Consider the following 17,013-nt stretch of genomic DNA (forward strand, 5'->3'; position numbering starts at 1 on the left):
ATCGTTCCCGCGACACATAACCTATGCAGACGACACGCCGCAAACTCGTTTATGTCTCGTGACGTCAACGGGGCTCAGCGCGCGAAATCCCACTGGCCGAAGTCGGGCGCCAGGACCTCGTCGATGTCCACGTTGATCCCGCCAAGCAGCGGGCTGGGGTTGCTCGGGCTGTTGACCACGGACTGGTAGAGCACAGCCGCGGGTTCGCGCTGTCCATGCGACCACGACTTCGTCTGCCACGCCCAGCGGTGCCCGGGCGTGGTCGAGTTTCCAATGACGCCGTCGCGGATCGCCCAGCCGCACGCGCCGGCATGGCCGTAGATGCCGGTGCGGCCCACGCCCAGGACCGAGTTGATTCCCCGAAACCATTGCACGGCAACGCTATTCCAGACGTTGACGTCGATGTCGTCGTCGATGCTGAAAAAGATCGGGGCCGAGCCTGGACCTCCGGCCGCGGCGTGCAGCCGCGAGGCGGTCTGCGCATCGGCCACGCCGCCGTCGTAGCCGCGCGTGCAGTCCGACGGGTCGGGCCACCCGGGTTTGCCGTATTGGAAGTTACTGACGATCTGGAGGCCCGCCGCGCGCAGCGAGTCCGCGTACTCGCGGGTGATGGGCTTTGCCTCGAAATTGGCCCCCGGGCGTGACTCCGACACATAATTCACCACCCCGCCATAGCCCGCCGATTTGATCTCGTCCGGGGCAATCCTGCGTTCGGCGAAATCGATCAGCCGCATGTCGGCGGCGAATGCCTTTGGATCCGCGGAGTGGGTGGCCAGCGTTCCGAGGCCGAGTAAAGCCGGCGCCGCGGCAAATTTCAGGACGTCGCGCCTCGACACCCATCGCCGCGCGCCGCGTCCGCCTGCTGCAGCCGAATCCTGCACCGCGCGATGGTAACAAACAGCGCCCGACCTGGACGAACCGCGCCGCGGGTGCACCGGCTGACCCCGGGCACGTTGACGAGGCCCTCGGCCGCCGACCCGACCGCCCGGGCTCGCCCCGCCATGGCGTAGGCGCTCTGCTCCCGCAGCGCCCGCACCTGCTCGTCACCCGCGGCTGGGTATAGCGGCAAATACCCGTGCCCCGCCGGGGCCGGCCGAAGGGTTCAATCCGGTTCGGGGCCGAGTGGCATGATCTTTGGGTGCCGGATTTCCGTCAGACCATTTACCCGGGACCCGGTGACGCCCGACCTCGTTGCGCTCGATTAGGTGATCGAACTATAGTCTGGACACATGTCCAGTTTGCTGTCACGGGGTTCGGGAGCCCGTTGACCGCGATGGATTCGGCGCCATTCCGCGGTCATTCACCAGCAAAGAAGAGTTGAGTATGCGAATTGCCCTGCTGTCCTACCGTAGTAAAACCCATTGCGGCGGACAGGGCGTCTACGTGCGCCATCTCAGCCACGGTCTGGTGGAACTGGGTCATGACGTCGAGGTGTTCTCCGGCCAGCCCTACCCTGACCTGCTCGACCCGCGGGTGCGGCTGACCAAGGTGCCGAGCCTCGACCTCTACCGCGAACCCGACCCCTTCCGCGTCCCGCGGCCCAGCGAGATTCGCGACTCGATCGACCTGTTGGAACTGCTCACCACGTGGACGGCTGGTTTTCCGGAACCGCGGACATTCACCATGCGCGCCGCCCGGTTGCTGGCGGACCGGACGGCCGACTTCGACGTCGTCCACGACAACCAGAGCCTGGGCACCGGTCTGCTCACCATCGCGGGCGCGGGACTGCCTGTGGTGGCCACCGTGCACCATCCCATCACCCGTGACCGGGTGCTTGACCTGGCGGCCGCGCGATGGTGGCGAAAACCGTTGGTGCAGCGCTGGTATGGATTCCTGGCGATGCAGCAGCAGGTGGCGCGCCAGATCCCGGACCTGCTGACGGTTTCGTCGTCGTCGGCCGCCGACATCGTGAGCGACTTCGGGGTCTCGCCGGACCAGCTGCACGTGGTGCCGCTGGGCGTGAACACCGAACTGTTCAAGCCGGGATCCGTTCCCCGGCAACCCGGGCGGGTCATCGCGATCGCCAGTGCCGACACGCCGCTGAAGGGTGTGCGCACCCTGCTGCATGCGGTCGCCCGGTTGCGTACGAGCAGGGACCTCGAGCTGCGGCTCGTCGCCAAGGTGGAACCCAACGGCCCCACCCACAAACTGATCGCCGAGCTCGGCATCTCCGACATGGTCCACATCACCAGCGGGCTTTCCGACGCCGAGCTGGCCGCGTTGTTCGCCTCGGCCGAAGTCGCCTGCATTCCCTCGCTCTACGAAGGGTTTTCGCTACCGGCGGTGGAGGCGATGGCGAGCGGCACTCCGATCGTCGCGAGTCGGGTCGGTGCGCTCCCCGAAGTCCTCGGCACCGACGGCGCGTGCGCCGAGCTGGTACCGCCCGCCGACGTCGACGCGCTCACCCGCGCGCTCGGAGACCTGCTGGACTCGCCGGAGAAGCGACGGAGCCTGGGCAAGGCGGGACGAACCCGCGCAGTCAACGTGTTCAGCTGGGAAGCCGTGGCCGCCCAAACCGTGCGGGTGTATGAGCGGGCGATCGCACGCAACGCCGCCTCGGCCACTCCCGAAGGGGAAACGCAATGCTGACAGTCGATTTCGACCGGCTACGGGTGGGACCGGCGACGAAGGTCATCGACGTCGGCTGCGGAGCCGGCCGGCATGCGTTCGAAGCGTACCGGCGCGGCGCCGACGTGGTCGCGTTCGATCGCGATGAGAGCGAATTGCGTTCGGTGGAAACCATTTTGCGCGCGATGGCCGAGGGCGGTGAGGCGCCTGCCGGCGCGTCGGCGAAGGTGGTCCTGGGTGACGCCCTGAAGTTGCCGTACGCCGATGAGACATTCGACTGCGTGATCGCGTCCGAAATCCTGGAGCACATACCGCACGACGACGCCGCCATCGCCGAATTGATCAGGGTGCTCAAGGTCGGCGGCACTCTGGCGGTCAGCGTGCCACGCTGGCTTCCGGAGCGGGTGTGTTGGCTATTGTCCGACGAATACCACAGCAACGAGGGCGGCCACGTGCGCATCTACCGGGCCAGCGATTTGCGCGCCAAGATCTCGGATGGCGGAATGCAATTGACGCATTCCCACCACGCGCACGCACTGCACTCCCCCTTCTGGTGGTTGAAATGCGCTGTGGGTGTGTCGAACACCGATCACCGAGCCGTGTCGGCGTATCACCAACTCCTGGTATGGGACCTGATGCAACGGCCGAAGATCACGCAGCTGACGGAATCGCTGCTCAATCCGCTGGTCGGCAAGAGCGTGGCGATGTATTTCGTCAAACAACCGCCGGCCGAAAGCGAAGCGACGGTGGGATATTCAGTTGCGTCGGTCTAACCCACCATCGGTCCCGGGCGTCCTTACCCCCGAGCAATGCCGTCAAACCGCGCGTTCAATCGCGGCCATGCAGGAGCCCACCGGGGCCATCCCCTGGTCTGAGGGGGGCCACACCGATCCATGGGATCACGTGGAGTGCGCGATGGCGCTCACCGCCGCCGGACTGCTGGAACCGGCGCGCGCCGCGTTCGAATGGAGCCGCCGCACGCAGCGGCCGGACGGCTCCTGGCCCATCCAGCTCCGCGCGGGCGTCGTCGAAGATGCCAACAGCGACAGCAACTTCTGCGCCTACATCGCCACCGGCGTCTGGCATCACGTGCTCGTCACCGGCGACCGGCGCTTCGCCGCTCAGATGTGGCCGGTCGTGCACAAGGCGATCGACTTCGTCATCGACTTGCAGGTCGGCTATGGCGAGATCTGTTGGGCCCGCGGTGAAGGCGGTCCCTTGGAGGAAGCGCTGCTGACCGGTTGCGCGAGCGTGTTTCACAGCATGCGGTGCGCCTTGGCGCTGGCGGCCCTGGTCGGCGAGCCTCAGCCGGAGTGGGAACTGGCGCTGGGCCGACTCGGGCACGCGATAGCCGCGCACCCCGAGGCCTTCACCGAAAAGGACCGCTACTCGATGGACTGGTACTACCCCATTCTTGGTAGCGCGCTGCGGGGGCCAGCGGCGTCCGCGCGAATTCAACAGCGTTGGGACGACTTCGTGGTCGGCGGACTGGGCATCCGCTGTGTGGTGGACCGGCCCTGGGTAACCGGCGCCGAGACATGCGAGCTGGTGATGGCGCTGGACGCCATCGGTCAGCGGTCCGCCGCCAATCGACAGTTCGGCGCCATGCAGCATCTCCGCGAGGAGGACGGCTCTTACTGGACGGGTTTGGTGTTCGCGGACGGGAAACGCTGGCCCGAGGAGCGCACCACCTGGACGGGAGCGGCGATGATCCTCGCCGCGGACGCGCTGTCGAACAGCACTGCGGGCGCCGGGATTTTCCGTGCCGAGGGATTGCCGATGGGTCTGCAGAACGACTTCGACTGCGAATGCGTCGCTACAGGATCCGGCTGGTGACGTGAGTCCGGCTAGATCTGCTCGCCCGGCTGACCGCTGACACGTTCCAGGACCCTCAGCGATCCGGTAGCCGATACCTCTCGGAACTGGCCGGAATCGATTGCGCGACGGTAGATGTAGTAAGGGGGCCGTCCGCCGTCCCTGGGGTCCGGGAAGACGTCGTGGATGGCCAGCGCGCCGCCGACGGCCACCCACTTCGCCCATCCGTCGAAGTCCTGGTTCGCGGCGGCCTCACTGTGGCCGCCGTCGATGAACAAAAACCGCAGCGGCGATCGCCACCCGGAGGCCACGATCGGCGACTTACCCACGACAGCGACGACGTGGTCGTCCAGCCCCGCCGCATCGAGCGTGCGACGGAATGTCGGCAGGGTGTCGAACAATCCCGTGACCTCGTCAACCAGCGAGGCATCGTGGTACTCCCAGCCGGCCTGGTGCTCCTCGGAGCCGTGGTGGTGGTCGATCGTGTAGAGCACGCCCGCGGTTTGTTGGGCCGCGGCGCCGAGCAACAGGGTGGATTTGCCGCAATACGTGCCGATCTCGACGGCGACGCCGCCCTCGAGATACCGCAGCGCGGCGTCGTAGAGCGCCCGTCCCTCGTCGGCGGGCAGGAACCCTTGCACCTGTTCGGCCAGCGCGAACAAGCGCTCGGGCGCACTCGCGTCGACGTGACTCATCAGCTGAACCTATCGTTCGCGCCACCGGCGCCCCCACGGTGGTCGAGGTGGCCGCCGCGCGACCGGACTGAGGCCGCTTTGCCTAAGCCCAGCGGCCGGGCCGGGACCGCTTTACCATCATGCTGTGCTTGCCCGCAGACTCTGTGACATCGGCCTGGTGGCGGTCCTCATCGTGGCCGCGGCGGCGTTGCCCGCTGCGCTCCCGTCGTCCGCAATTCCCAACGCCGCGGCCGCGAACTGCCCACAGGTGCAGGTGGTCTTCGCCCGCGGCCGGATGGAGTCGCCGGGACCGGGAGCGCTGGGCAACGCGTTCATCAGCTCGCTGCGATCCAAGGTCAACAAGAACATCGGCGTCTATGCCGTGAATTACCCCGCCGACACCGAGGTTGCTCAGGGTGCCAACGACATGAGCCACCACGTTGGGGACATGATCAACAATTGCCCGAACACCCGGCTGGTGCTCGGCGGCTACTCGCTCGGCGCGGCGGTGACCGACGTGGTCCTCGCGGCGCCCATCAGCGCATTCGGCTTCGACAGCCCCCTGCCGCCGGGCGCCGACCAGCACATCGCTGCCGTGGCCCTCTTCGGCAACGGCAGCCAGTGGGTCGGTCCGATCGCGAACTTCAACCCGACCTACAACGACCGGACCATCGAGTTGTGCCACGGCGCGGATCCCATCTGTAACCCCGCCGACCCGAACACCTGGAAGGCGAACTGGCCGCAACACCTCGCCGGTGCGTATATCGATGCGGGCATGGCCAACCAGGCGGCCGACTTCGTCGCCGGCAAGCTCTGATCGATCCGGCGCGCCGGATCGATCGCCGCCTCGCACGCCCGCGGGTGATGACGCACGACGAGCACGACGGCGATCAGCACGATGATGCCCTGGATGGTGCCGCCGACCGTGATCGACGGCGGCGATGCCGCCATTCCGCGCCGAAAATGATCGATCGCGTGCAGGGCGTAAGCGGCGGCGAACCCGATCATCGCCGTGGTGAGCGGGCGGTGCGCGGTACTCGAAAACCAATTATTCGACATCGCTTCTCCCAATCGACTTCTACTACTCACGGTAGTAAACGATGGGAATGATGTACACGGGCGCAATCCGAAAATCTCGGGGCACGACCGTGGCTCTCATGCGACGGCTCCGCTCGGCGGCGGCGCATTGCCCCGAAGAGATGGACGGAGTTATCAGAATGATTTTTCGGCTCGATTAACGCGTGCGAGCAAGCCCACGCCCTGGACGCCTTTGGCGCAATTTGCGCACGGAAAGGTTCAGGCCGGGGTGTTGGTGTTGGAGTAGAGCTTGAAGTCGCGGATCAGCGGAATGACGTCGCCACCGGCCACCGCGGCACGCTGGCTGGCGCGGAAAGCGGGATGACGGCGCATCGCCTCACGGCGTTCGCGTTCCTGGCGCCGAGCCGCAGCCCATACCGGGTGGGACTGAAGGGAAATAACCGTCGCTCCCGTTGAATTTGCCACGATCGTTAACTCCTCCCAGTGCAACCCGCAAATGCTACGCCTTGTGGTTATCGGCTTGTGATCTCAGGATGCCCGACCGATCCTGAGACCAAACCATCCACGAAGTTGAGAATTAGCCATGAATTTCGACTAATCCTTCAGCCGCTACCGCGCCGCCGTCCGTGCTGGCCCGCCGGCGATTCGAAACGTTAGCGGCGAGCACCGACAGATTTCGGAGTTCGGTCGGGACGGCGGTGGCTGCTATCGTCCCCGCGTATGCCCAAGATGGACCGCCGCCGCATGATGTTGACGACCGGGATCGGCGTGCTGGCAGCCGCGCTGCCTGCGCCGGAGGCCCTGGCCCGCCCGGGTCGTACACCCGCTCCCGCCGCTCCCAGCGGCCAAACCGGCACCTACATTTTTCACGACGAATTCGACGGACCCGCCGGCTCGGCACCGGATTCGTCGAGGTGGACGGTGGCGAAGGCCCGGGAGACCATCAAGGATCCGACGTATTGGGAGCTGCCCGAGCACATCGGGCAGTACCGCGACGATCGTCGCAACGTCTTCCTCGACGGCAACTCCAACCTGGTTCTCCGCGCCGCCAAGGACGGCCCCACCTACTACAGCGGCAAAGTCCAAAGCCTCTGGCGCGGTGGCGTCGGCCATACCTGGGAAACCCGGATCAAGCTCAACTGCCTGACGGCCGGCGCCTGGCCGGCCTACTGGCTGGGTAACGATGACCAGGGCGAGATCGACGTGATGGAGTGGTACGGCAACGGCAGTTGGCCCTCGGCCACCACCGTGCACGCGAAAGCCAACGGCGGCGAATGGAAGACCCACAACATTGCGATGGACAGCGCCTGGCACACCTGGCGCACGCAGTGGGACGAGGCCGGCATCCGGTTCTGGAAGGACTACTCCGACGGGGCCCAGCCCTATTTCGACGTGCCGGCGAGCTCACTGCCGGATTGGCCGTTCAACGGGCCGGGCTACGCGGTCTACCCGGTGTTCAATCTGGCGGTCGCAGGTTCCGGCGGCGGCGATCCAGGACCGGGCACCTATCCCGCCGACATGCTCGTCGACTGGATCCGCGTCTGGTAGGCGGGCTCAGTGGGTGAGCAGGGCGACCGCACTCGATGATTTGCCGCCCGGACGGCGCAAATCCGGCCGAGGCAGCCAGGCAAGCGGACGCATCCAGATCGGTAGGCGATGCAATCGGTGGGCGGCCACCAGTACCGACTCAGCCTCGACGGTCTGCCAACCAAGGTCTTCGAAAAAGGCCAGGCCGTTGTCGGGTGCGAATTTGAACGGCGCGTTTTCCGAGATGCCGGCGACGTTCTTGTTGATCCGCTTCTTCAGGCCCGGAAAGGCGAAATCGAGCATCCACCACGCGACCTCGGGGCGCTTGATCGCGTCTGAAAGCCCGACGACGGCGGTGGGCTCGAGGTACATCGACAGACCCTCGGTCAGCACGAAGGCCTTCGTCGCACCATCCAACGCGTCGTTGAAGAACGTGTCTCGGGCGCGCGGGTCGGCGAGGTCAACCGCTATGCGGTGGAGCCGGCAGCGCGGGGTCTGATCGCCGAGTACCTGCGTCTTTTCCTCGAGCAACTTGGGCAGATCGGCCTCGATCCAGGTGAGATCGGGTGGGAGGTCTAAGCGATAGGGCCGGGTGTCCAGACCGGCGGCCAGATTCAGCACCCGGTCGCAGCCGTTCGCGAGCGCGTCGGCAATGGCGTCGTCGATGAGCTTGGTGCGCGCGACCAACCAAAAACCGCTGCGATCGGTCCAGCGAACGTTGTCGACGATCGCGCGGCCGTGTTCACCGGCGAGGCGCTCCGCGAGCGGGTCGCTGAACAGCGCGTCGGGGCGGGCCGATTCCGTTGCCCGATGCAACGCCGTCCACCGGGCCGTATCGGAAACATGGGTGATCGTTTGGCCTGGGCGTGACATACGTTGCGTTATAGCAGCCCCGCTGCCGCTCTACTGACCGGCCCTGCCACCGGCGAGCCACGCTTCCGTCACCCCGCGGGTCTGGGGCGGTGGGTAGCCGGTGTCCGGTCGGCCGATTTGGCCGACCTTGACCGTCCACGCCGACGTTGAGCGGTCGATGCAACTCCCGGCGCCCTGGCTGGGCAACCACAGCACCGCGGTATTGCCGCCGCCGGCCGGGCCGCACCCGTAGACCGGGACATACCCGTCGGCGCGCCCGCTCCAGGCGCCGCCGTTGCGGAAAAGGCAATGCGTACCGTCGTCGAGGGTCAGCGCGAACGGGTCCGGCATAGCGGTCGGGTGCACCGGCGGCAGCGGACCGTCGTAGTTCACCCGATGCAGGCGCCGGTCCCACGGATCGTCCACGCACAGTAGCGATCCCGGGGTCGACGGCCAGCACGTGCCGGCGCCGGCCGCGGTCGGCGAGCAGTAGTACACGTTGTCGGCCACCGCCGACGGTGACGGCGTGCTGCAGTCGCTGGCTTGGCCGACGTTGCCCGGTCCGGACGCCACGTGGTAACCGTTAATCGGTTGGCCGTCGGGCCCGACCGCCACGACGGTGAGCTGCTGGGTGGGAGGCGGGTCCGCGGCGGCCGACCCGGGCAGCGAAAGGGCGGCCATCATCAGGACGGCGACGGGGACTACGACGAATCGCGACAGTGCCTTCATCGAGCAAAACCTTCCGCTCGGCCCCCATGATTGAAGGGTACGGTGCGCATATGCCCCATCGAAACCGTCGCTTCCTGCTTCGCGAACGACCTACCGGCCGCATCGGTCCGGGCACTTTCGAACTCAGCGAAGAGCCGATCCCCGAGCTCGACGACGGTGAGGCGCTGGTGCGAGTGGATTGGATCTCGCTGGACCCGACGAACCGTATGTGGATCAACGACACCCCGTCGTACCTACCGGGCGGGCTCGGTGAGGTCGTCGCATCCAAGAGTTCGACATACGCGGTCGGCCAGAAGGTGCAAGGCCTCCTCGGCTGGCAGGAGTACGCGGTCCTCTCGGACACCGCGATGGTGAACCCGGTCGACGTCGCGGAGGGCATCTCGCCGAGCGCCTACCTGGGTGCGCTCGGGATGACCGGGCTCACCGCGTGGATCGGGATCCGCGACATCGGCAAGCCGCGGCCGGGCGAGACGGTCGTCGTCTCCGCGGCGGCGGGCGCGGTCGGGTCGGTCGCCGGCCAACTCGCCAAGGCCGCCGGCGCTCGCGTCGTCGGGATCGCCGGTGGGCCCGAGAAGTGCGCGCTGCTCACCGACCAGCTCGGCTTCGACGCGGCCGTCGACCACCGCGCCGACGACTGGGCCGCCCAGCTGGCGGCGGCGACGCCCAAGGGCATCGACGTCGACTTCGAAAACGTCGGTGGCGACCTGATGGACGCGATTTTCACGCGCCTCAACATCGGCGCCCGCGTCGCGCTCTGCGGCCTGATCTCCGGCTACAACGCGGCCGATCCCCCGCCTGGCCCGCGCGCATTCGGCAATCTGCTCATTCAACGCGCCACGTTGCAGGGTTTCATCGTGCTCGATCACTTCGGGCGCGCGCCGGAAGCGATGACTGAAATCGCGGGCCTCATCGAGGCCGGAAAGCTCACGCCGCTCGAGACCGTCGTCGAGGGCTTCGAGCAGCTGCCGACGGCGATCAATATGCTCTTCGACGGCAAGAACGTCGGCAAGCTGGTGGTCAAGGTCGGCTGATCTCAGCCGAATTCGAGTAGGGCGAAGACGCCGCGATAAGGCTTCGCGGGCGGGAAGCGCCAGAACGCGGGGTATAGCCTCCCGAAGAAGAAGCCCCGCCCCGCGGGCATCGGTACATCGTGCACAGCACGGATCCCGGGCACGTTTTCCGCGAGCTTCGCCAGTTGACGCACCGAGAGGCTGAACGGCATCGGCGGTACCCGGTAGCGCTTGGACGATCGCAGCCCCCTTCGCGCGACCTTCTTGACGATCGTCGGCGGCAGGTCGAAGAACATCCGGCCGCCGGGAAACCGCTTGGCGCACTGGCTGATCAGTCCCAGCGCCTCGTTGGGCTGTAGGTACATCAGCAGCCCTTCGGCGGTGATGAACACGCCGTTGCCGGTGTCGACCTTGTCCATCCAGCTGTAGTCGAGGGCGGACTGCGCGAGATGAGTGATCCGCGTGGATTGCGGCAGCAGCCGCTGCCGAAGGTCGATGACCTGAGGCAAATCCACCGAAAGCCAACTGAATTGCGCGCCGGGTAGGGCACGGTCCAAGCGCCAGAAGGACGTCTGAAAACCTTCGGCAAGCGCGACTACGGTCGCCCTCGGATGCGTGGTCAGGTATTCGATCGCGCACCGGTCGACGGCCAACGAACGCAGCGCCATCTCCTGGCCCCTGCGCCCGAACTTCTCGAAGTCGAAGTCGAAGGAATCCACCAGCCTGATGGCCATCGGATCGTCGATGATCGGGTCAGGGCGCCCGGCCTGATATGCCCTGCCGTAGAGGGTCAGCAGCGCCGTTTCCGAAACACCGGTCAGCAGCCCGGCATCCACTTTCTGGTTGTCTCGATTCGTCATCACGCCAAACCGTAACCGGCTCAGCGCCGAATGTAGCTGCCCACGCGCCGTTGCACGCCGGGCGGCTAGGCCGGTGCGGAAGACGGATCGATCGGAATCGCGATCTCGTTGCGACGCCGCATCGGCAGCGTCCAGGGCGGATCGTAGAACCAGGCCTCGGCCTCTCCCGTGGTCTTGATTCCGTTGTCCCGCAACGTTTTCACGAGCTCATCGGTGCGAGACGCCACCGCCTTGGGGCTGCGGTCACCGCTGAATCGCAGCACGGCTATGGTCGCGGGCGGCACGGTGACGAGGCGGACTTGATCATCTTTGGGCGCGGGAAGGGTCTCCATCGTCCACTTCTCGGGCATGAAAAACCGGATCACCCAGCCACTCTCGGCGCCGGCGGACTGGACGACGGGCGCTGTCATCGCGATCTGCTGGCCACGACGGCCCGGCTGCTGGCTGACGGGTGCCGTCATCGAGATCGATTCGTTACCCCGATTGCCGCCGAATATGTACCCCGCCAGTCGTCGGAACCCCACGTCACGAGCGCGGTTTTCATCGGCGTCGACTGTCGTCTCGGCGGCAATCCGCGGACCGTAGCGGCGTATCTCGACGGTGCCGGTGAGCGGATGGCGCGTGTACTTCGGCTCCTCGAGGCCAACGCGAATCCCGCCCACCGCCAGGACCGATTCGGCGACCTGCTCGGCGAGCTTGATCGGGTTCATCATCAGGACCATTTGACCCACCAGGCCCTGGTGACGCAAGTGAGGTCACTCCCCAACGACGGTGTCACCCGGCCCTTGTCTTTCTTCGTGGGTGAGGGTAACGCGCGTCCACCCCGGTGTGGCGGGTTGGGATCGGTAGCCGATCCGGGGGTCTGTACTTGGCCCAACGACGACGCCAGTCCGGCGGCGCCCCACGAAAGGAAGTCAGAAATGAAGATCGTCCCGGCCAGCATGGAAGAGCAGATCAATCGGGTGGACCGGCAACGCAGCCTGTACATCGGGCTCAGCGCCGGCGCCGTGGCGCTGTGGAGCGCCTTCCGGCTGATCTGGGCCCTCTACATCGGGATGACATTCGGCTGGTTCTTGGGGTCGATGGTCTTCCAGTTGGTGCTGTGGGGCGTGATCGGTGCGGTCTCGGCGGTTGCGGCCGCCGGGTTCCTGACCCGCTACGCCAAGAGATCTTGAGTCGTCCATAGGGCAACGCGAAGTTCCGGACCTCATGGAGGTTCGGAACTCTTGCGTTCGAGGGCTAGAGCTGGGCCCAGACCGACTTCGTCTTCAGGTAGGCCTCGATGCCCTCGCGCCCGAACTCGTGACCCCAGCCGGACTGCTTGTAACCGCCGAACGGTACGTCGTGGTCGAACACCAACTGGCAGTTCACCTGGACGCTGCCGGCCTGCAGCCGCTTGACGATTCGGTGGGCGCGGCCGAGGTTTTCCGTCCAGGCCGTGGCCGCCAGGCCGTAGGTGGTGTCGTTGGCCATGGCCACGGCCTCGTCCTCGTCGTCGAACGGCAGGACGCTGACCACCGGTCCGAAGATCTCCTGCTGATACAGCCGCATGCCGGGGTCGACGTTGGTCAGCACCGTCGGGTGCACGAAGTAGCCCTTGCGGTCCAGGCGGTAGCCGCCGGTCACCACTTCGACACCGTCACTCTTGCCCTCGTCGATAAAACCCATGACGCGGGTCAGCTGCTTCTGGCTGATCAGCGGTCCGCTGACGCAGCCCTCTTCGCTGGGCGCGCCCAGCTTGAACGTGTCAGCCATCAGCGCAATGCCTTCCACCACGCGGTCGTACACCCCACGCTGCACGAAAATCCTTGAGCCACATACGCATCCCTGCCCGGAGTGTACGAAGATGCCCAACGACGCCATCATGATCGCCTTGTCCAGGTCGGCGTCGTCAAAGATCAGCACCGGCGACTTACCGCCGAGTTCGAGCATGACCTTCTTCAGGTTGCCGGCCGAGGCCCGCACGATCTCCTTGCCGACCTCGGTCGACCCGGTGAAGGCGACCTTCTCGACGTCGGGATGCGCGGTGATCGCCGCACCGGCGGTGTGCCCGTAACCGGTCAGCAGGTTGACCACTCCCTCGGGGACGCCGGCGTCGTGAATCAGCCTGTCCAGCAACAGCGCCGACAGCGGGGTCTCCTCGGCGGGTTTGACGAGCATGCTGCACCCGGCCGCCAGCGCGGGCGCCAGCTTTGCGCTGGCATTGAAGATCGGGCCGTTCCACGGGAAGATCAGCCCCACCACCCCGAAGGGCTCCTTGAGGGTGTAGGCGTGCATGTTGACGAAGGCGTCCGTGGCGATGCCGTCCGTCTTCACGTCGTACGCGACCCCGTTGAGTTTGGAACACCAGCCCGCGTAGTAGCGGAAGAATTCCGAGCAGGTCGACATCTGCAACTGAGCTTGCATCAACGGCATGCCGGTGTTGAGCGAGTCGAGTTGGGCGAACTCTCCGGCATGCTCGTCGATCGAATCCGCGATGCGCCACATGATCTTGGCGCGCTCGCGGCCCGGCAGCTGGGACCAGACGCCCGACTCGAAGGAAGCCCTCGCCCGCGCGGCGGCATCGTCGACCGCCGCTTCCCCGCAGTCGGTGAACTCGATGATCGTCTCCTCCGTGGCGGGGTCGATGACCGCGATGACCTCGCCCGTTCCCGGGCGCTTTCGGAGGTCGTCCAATACCGTCTGCAGCGTCATCCGATCCCTTCCGTATCGCGGGGCCGTTCGGCCGGCGCACAATGCTGAGCACTTGCTTAGCATTGTGTGTGCGACGCGGTCAAGGCCGCGTTCACGGATCAGGCCGCGGCGCCGGGCCGCGAAAACGGTTGGTATCGACTACCTAGCGCAGCACTCAGCGCAGTTCTTGGATGCGGATCAGGTTGCCCGCGGGATCGCGGACCGCGCAGTCCCGCAGTCCGTACGGTTGTTCTGTCGGCTCCTGGACGATGTCGACGTCGCCGGCCTGCAGCTGCTCGAAGGTGCGGTCGAGGTCCTTGGTCGCCAACAGCAACGTGGCGTAGCTGCCCTTGGCCATCATCTCGGCGATGGTGCGCCGCTCGTCTTCGGTGATGCCCGGGTTGGCGGCCGGCGGATTCAGGACGATCGACGTGTCGGGCTGGTTAGGGGGTCCCACGGTGATCCACCGCATCTTGCCCTTTCCGACGTCGAGGCGGACTTCGAAGCCGAGGGTGTCGCGGTAGAAGGCGAGCGAGGATTCCGGGTCGTCGTGTGGCAGGAAGCTCGAGTGAATCGTGATGTCCATGGCGTCAGGCTAAGCGCGGGACGGTGTCCGATGCTTCTCGATTCCTGATCGGTCTGGTCACCTGTTTGGCCACGCACGGCGGCATTCCGGCCAGCGCGTCCACCCCCTGGCGCCGGTAGGTGCTCGGCGGCACACCGACCAGTTCGGTGAAGCGAGTGCTGAAGGTGCCCAACGAGGAGCAACCGACGGCGAAACATACGTCGGTGACGCTCAGGTCGCCACGCCGCAGCAACGCCATCGCGCGCTCGATGCGCCGCGTCATCAGATAGGAGTACGGCGACTCGCCGTAGGCGCGGCGGAACTCGCGGCTCAGGTGGCCGGCGGACATGTGCACCTCGCGCGCGAGCGCCTCCACGTCCAACGGCCGCGCATACTCGCGATCGATCCGGTCGCGGACGCGGCGGAGCAGCGCGAGGTTGCGCAGGCGCTGCGCCGCGTCGGTTCCTTGGCGCACCGGTAATCCTTACGCGCCGACCAACTCTGGATGGAACTTGGCCGCCATCCGGCGCAGCCCGTCACGCCAGTCGACCGTCGTGCCGCCGATGAGCTCGTGCATCCGGTCGCTGTCCGTGGGATTGCCGCGCAGCGCTTGAGCGCTCACCTCGAACACCGGTTCCTTGCCCACCAGCGAGCCGAGGTAGCCACACCACTCCTGGATGCTGACCGTTTGGTCGCCGCACCAGTTGACCGTGGTCGCCGGGACCGACGCCACCTCCAGCAGCTTCGGGATCGTCGCGATGATGTCGTCCTCGTGAATCGGGTTGTAGCGCGCGGGTTCCCCGGGCGGGACCGGGATCGGGATGCCCGCCAGCATCATCTCCATGTGGTAGAACGGCCACCCGCCGTTGTCGCCGTAGGGGACGTTGAGCCGGGCGATGGTGGTGGGCACTCCGAGGGCCCGCGCCATCGAACGGGCGACGACCTCCCCGGCGATCTTGGAGATGGAGTAGGTGGGGAACAGGCACTTGTGGTTGTCGCCCAGGGCGGCGGCCTCGGTTCGCGGATTTTCGTCCGGCGGGTCATAGACGGCGGCGGACGAACAATGCAGAAAGGCCTTGGCATCGCGGCAGTGCGCCATGAGCAGACCCACCGACTCCGCATTGGCCGCGAGGTCCTTGTCCCAGTTCCCGCTCTTGGCCACTGCCAGGTTGAGGATGTACTCGAAATCGGTTGGCAGACTGGCGAAGTCACCCGCCGCCAGGTTGACCGTCTCGCAGCGGACGCCCGCCTTCTCCAGGCCCTCCCTTGCTGCCGGATCGGTGAAGCGGGCGATGCCCCACACCTCGTTGTCGGCCGCGAGCGCCCGCGCAATGGGGGTCGCGATTTGACCGGTCGGACCGGTGATCAGGATCTTTGAGCCGCGCATGCGCTGATAGTAGCGACTCACAGCCCCGGTTGGTCTTCGATGATGCCGAGCCAGATCTGCGCGACGTCGATGGCGACTTTCTCGCTGATGAAGGCGTGCTGCGTCCCGGTATAGATGTCCCGGAAAGCGCGCTCCAATCGAGTGCCCTCCCGGATCGAGCTGGTGCCCGCTACCAGGTGCGCCCACTCGGCGCAGCTTCGGGCCGTGTCGGTCGCAAAGACCGCAGCCACGCGCATGTCCGCGCGCAGCACCGGTGTGAGCTCCTCCCCCGACGCGACCGCGGCCTCGGCGGTGGTGAACGCGTCGAGCACCAGCAGACGAGCGGCCCGCCAGGCCGCGCGGTGGTGCGCCAGCCCCTTCTGGAAGGTGGGGCGGCTGGCCAGCGACGCCATGTCGCTCATCCGGAACTTCGTCGCCGCCAACTCCTGGACGTCGTCGAGCATGCTCTTGGCGACACCCAGGGCCCATGACGCGTGGCCGGCGGCGGTCACCGGCATCAGCCCCATCCGGGTGGCCGGCGACGTCCCGCGATACGGCTGGCGCACGAAGAGCTCGAAGGTGCGGCTCGCCGGTACGAACACCTCCTGGACGCTGTAATCGTAGGACCCGGTTCCCTTGAGCCCCTGGACAAACCAGCCGTCGTTGAAGCTGATCTGATCCCGGGGAATCACCGCGACCCGCATCTCGGGGAAGCCCTCACTGATCCAGCGCATTTCGCCGTTGTCCATGGGAAAGAACCCGGCCGCGACGTACTGGGAGTGCCCGATGCCCGAGCCGAAGTTCCACGACCCGCTCACGAGGTAGCCGCCATCGACGGCGGATCCCTGCCCGTTGGGGAAGAATTGGCCGCCCATCGTGACGCGGTTGTCGTGCGCAGTGAACACCTCGGCAAAACCCTCGTCGGGCAGATACGCCGCGGCGGCGAAGGAAGACGGCAGGTTGGCGATGCCAACCCACCCGAAAGAGCCGTCCTGCCAAGCCATTTCGATCCAGGTCTCGATCATTTCGGTGAAAGACGGTTCCGTACCGCCCGCCGGGGCCGGGTTGAACGCGGACATCAGCCCGCTCGCCCACATCTCGTCGACGATCGCCGGGGTAAGGGTGCGCATCCGCTCGGATTCTGCGGCCTCGGCGCGCACCAGGTCGCGCATACCGCGGGCGAGCGAGACAACCCGGTCATCGGTGTCGGCAATCGACGTCATCCACCTGTCCCAATCATCGCGACGGCATCAGCGGGAAACTGATATCGGTGACCGTACCAACCGCTTAACGTTGGAAAGAATGAATCGCGGGACACGGGGCCGGAAGCGGTGCG

20 protein-coding genes are annotated in these 17,013 nt (G+C 66.4%); 8 read left to right on the plus strand and 12 right to left on the minus strand.

Annotated elements, in window-relative coordinates; all coding sequences use genetic code 11:
- Nucleotides 1-74: 74 nt before the first annotated feature.
- Nucleotides 75-881 carry a DUF1906 domain-containing protein gene (locus tag A5781_RS13495; RefSeq protein ID WP_067206470.1) on the minus strand — a complete coding sequence of 269 codons (807 nt, stop codon included), beginning with the start codon at nt 879-881 and terminating at the stop codon, nt 75-77.
- 442 nt (nt 882-1,323) lie between these two features.
- Between A5781_RS13495 and A5781_RS13500 the strand changes: the two genes are divergently transcribed.
- The 3 genes from A5781_RS13500 to A5781_RS13510 are packed head-to-tail and all read left to right on the plus strand — an operon-like array spanning nt 1,324 to nt 4,404.
- Nucleotides 1,324-2,589, plus strand: coding sequence for a glycosyltransferase family 4 protein (locus tag A5781_RS13500; RefSeq protein WP_067206473.1), 1,266 nt, complete (start codon nt 1,324-1,326; stop codon nt 2,587-2,589).
- Nucleotides 2,583-3,341 (plus strand): class I SAM-dependent methyltransferase, encoded by a 759-nt coding sequence (locus A5781_RS13505; protein ID WP_067206476.1) that lies wholly within the window; start codon nt 2,583-2,585, stop codon nt 3,339-3,341. The genes A5781_RS13500 and A5781_RS13505 overlap by 7 nt, the downstream gene beginning before the upstream one ends.
- Nucleotides 3,328-4,404: a prenyltransferase gene (locus A5781_RS13510; protein WP_067206479.1), complete on the plus strand. Its 1,077-nt coding sequence runs from the start codon at nt 3,328-3,330 to the stop codon at nt 4,402-4,404. The genes A5781_RS13505 and A5781_RS13510 overlap by 14 nt, the downstream gene beginning before the upstream one ends.
- Before the next feature lie 11 nt (nt 4,405-4,415).
- On the opposite strand, the gene A5781_RS13515 is transcribed toward A5781_RS13510, so the two are convergent.
- Nucleotides 4,416-5,078, minus strand: coding sequence for a class I SAM-dependent methyltransferase (locus tag A5781_RS13515; protein ID WP_067206482.1), 663 nt, complete (start codon nt 5,076-5,078; stop codon nt 4,416-4,418).
- 148 nt (nt 5,079-5,226) lie between these two features.
- Here A5781_RS13515 and A5781_RS13520 point away from each other — a divergent pair, with 148 nt between their 5' ends.
- Together A5781_RS13520 and A5781_RS25600 are read left to right on the plus strand one after the other, a co-directional pair.
- Nucleotides 5,227-5,874, plus strand: a complete 648-nt coding sequence (locus A5781_RS13520; RefSeq protein ID WP_369817724.1) for a cutinase family protein — start codon at nt 5,227-5,229, stop codon at nt 5,872-5,874.
- 47 nt (nt 5,875-5,921) lie between these two features.
- Nucleotides 5,922-6,167 carry a hypothetical protein gene (locus A5781_RS25600; protein WP_156624615.1) on the plus strand — a complete coding sequence of 82 codons (246 nt, stop codon included), beginning with the start codon at nt 5,922-5,924 and terminating at the stop codon, nt 6,165-6,167.
- Between the two features lie 186 nt (nt 6,168-6,353).
- Here A5781_RS25600 and A5781_RS25605 read toward each other — a convergent pair whose 3' ends face one another.
- The gene (locus tag A5781_RS25605) at nt 6,354-6,560 is read right to left on the minus strand and encodes a hypothetical protein (RefSeq protein WP_156624617.1); all 207 of its coding nucleotides are present in this window, start codon (nt 6,558-6,560) and stop codon (nt 6,354-6,356) included.
- A gap of 255 nt (nt 6,561-6,815) precedes the next feature.
- Here A5781_RS25605 and A5781_RS13525 point away from each other — a divergent pair, with 255 nt between their 5' ends.
- Nucleotides 6,816-7,643, plus strand: coding sequence for a family 16 glycosylhydrolase (locus tag A5781_RS13525; protein WP_067206489.1), 828 nt, complete (start codon nt 6,816-6,818; stop codon nt 7,641-7,643).
- Nucleotides 7,644-7,649: 6 nt separating this feature from the next.
- On the opposite strand, the gene A5781_RS13530 is transcribed toward A5781_RS13525, so the two are convergent.
- Nucleotides 7,650-8,495, minus strand: a complete 846-nt coding sequence (locus A5781_RS13530; protein WP_067206492.1) for an SAM-dependent methyltransferase — start codon at nt 8,493-8,495, stop codon at nt 7,650-7,652.
- 30 nt (nt 8,496-8,525) lie between these two features.
- Nucleotides 8,526-9,203, minus strand: a complete 678-nt coding sequence (locus tag A5781_RS13535) for a DUF4148 domain-containing protein (protein ID WP_067206495.1) — start codon at nt 9,201-9,203, stop codon at nt 8,526-8,528.
- A gap of 50 nt (nt 9,204-9,253) precedes the next feature.
- Here A5781_RS13535 and A5781_RS13540 point away from each other — a divergent pair, with 50 nt between their 5' ends.
- Complete coding sequence (locus tag A5781_RS13540) at nt 9,254-10,234, plus strand: NADP-dependent oxidoreductase (RefSeq protein WP_067206499.1); 981 nt, start codon at nt 9,254-9,256, stop codon at nt 10,232-10,234.
- Between the two features lie 2 nt (nt 10,235-10,236).
- On the opposite strand, the gene A5781_RS13545 is transcribed toward A5781_RS13540, so the two are convergent.
- Nucleotides 10,237-11,073: a class I SAM-dependent methyltransferase gene (locus A5781_RS13545; RefSeq protein ID WP_067206502.1), complete on the minus strand. Its 837-nt coding sequence runs from the start codon at nt 11,071-11,073 to the stop codon at nt 10,237-10,239.
- A gap of 65 nt (nt 11,074-11,138) precedes the next feature.
- Nucleotides 11,139-11,795 (minus strand): heme-binding protein, encoded by a 657-nt coding sequence (locus A5781_RS13550; RefSeq protein WP_067206505.1) that lies wholly within the window; start codon nt 11,793-11,795, stop codon nt 11,139-11,141.
- Nucleotides 11,796-11,993: 198 nt separating this feature from the next.
- Here A5781_RS13550 and A5781_RS13555 point away from each other — a divergent pair, with 198 nt between their 5' ends.
- Nucleotides 11,994-12,248 carry a hypothetical protein gene (locus A5781_RS13555; RefSeq protein WP_067206509.1) on the plus strand — a complete coding sequence of 85 codons (255 nt, stop codon included), beginning with the start codon at nt 11,994-11,996 and terminating at the stop codon, nt 12,246-12,248.
- A 64-nt stretch (nt 12,249-12,312) separates the two neighbouring features.
- Here A5781_RS13555 and A5781_RS13560 read toward each other — a convergent pair whose 3' ends face one another.
- From A5781_RS13560 to A5781_RS13580, 5 genes are all read right to left on the minus strand, one after another.
- Nucleotides 12,313-13,767 carry an aldehyde dehydrogenase gene (locus A5781_RS13560; protein WP_067206513.1) on the minus strand — a complete coding sequence of 485 codons (1,455 nt, stop codon included), beginning with the start codon at nt 13,765-13,767 and terminating at the stop codon, nt 12,313-12,315.
- A 154-nt stretch (nt 13,768-13,921) separates the two neighbouring features.
- The gene (locus A5781_RS13565; protein ID WP_067206516.1) at nt 13,922-14,332 is read right to left on the minus strand and encodes a VOC family protein; all 411 of its coding nucleotides are present in this window, start codon (nt 14,330-14,332) and stop codon (nt 13,922-13,924) included.
- Between the two features lie 4 nt (nt 14,333-14,336).
- Nucleotides 14,337-14,786, minus strand: a complete 450-nt coding sequence (locus tag A5781_RS13570; protein WP_067206521.1) for a helix-turn-helix transcriptional regulator — start codon at nt 14,784-14,786, stop codon at nt 14,337-14,339.
- A 9-nt stretch (nt 14,787-14,795) separates the two neighbouring features.
- On the minus strand, nt 14,796-15,698 hold the full coding sequence (locus A5781_RS13575) for an NAD(P)-dependent oxidoreductase (protein WP_067206588.1): 903 nt from the start codon (nt 15,696-15,698) through the stop codon (nt 14,796-14,798).
- 17 nt (nt 15,699-15,715) lie between these two features.
- Nucleotides 15,716-16,900, minus strand: a complete 1,185-nt coding sequence (locus tag A5781_RS13580) for an acyl-CoA dehydrogenase family protein (RefSeq protein WP_067206525.1) — start codon at nt 16,898-16,900, stop codon at nt 15,716-15,718.
- Nucleotides 16,901-17,013: the final 113 nt, after the last annotated feature.

It is taken from the genome of Mycobacterium sp. 852002-30065_SCH5024008 (genome assembly GCF_001665645.1).
GTDB classification, from domain to species: Bacteria; Actinomycetota; Actinomycetes; order Mycobacteriales; family Mycobacteriaceae; genus Mycobacterium; species Mycobacterium paraffinicum.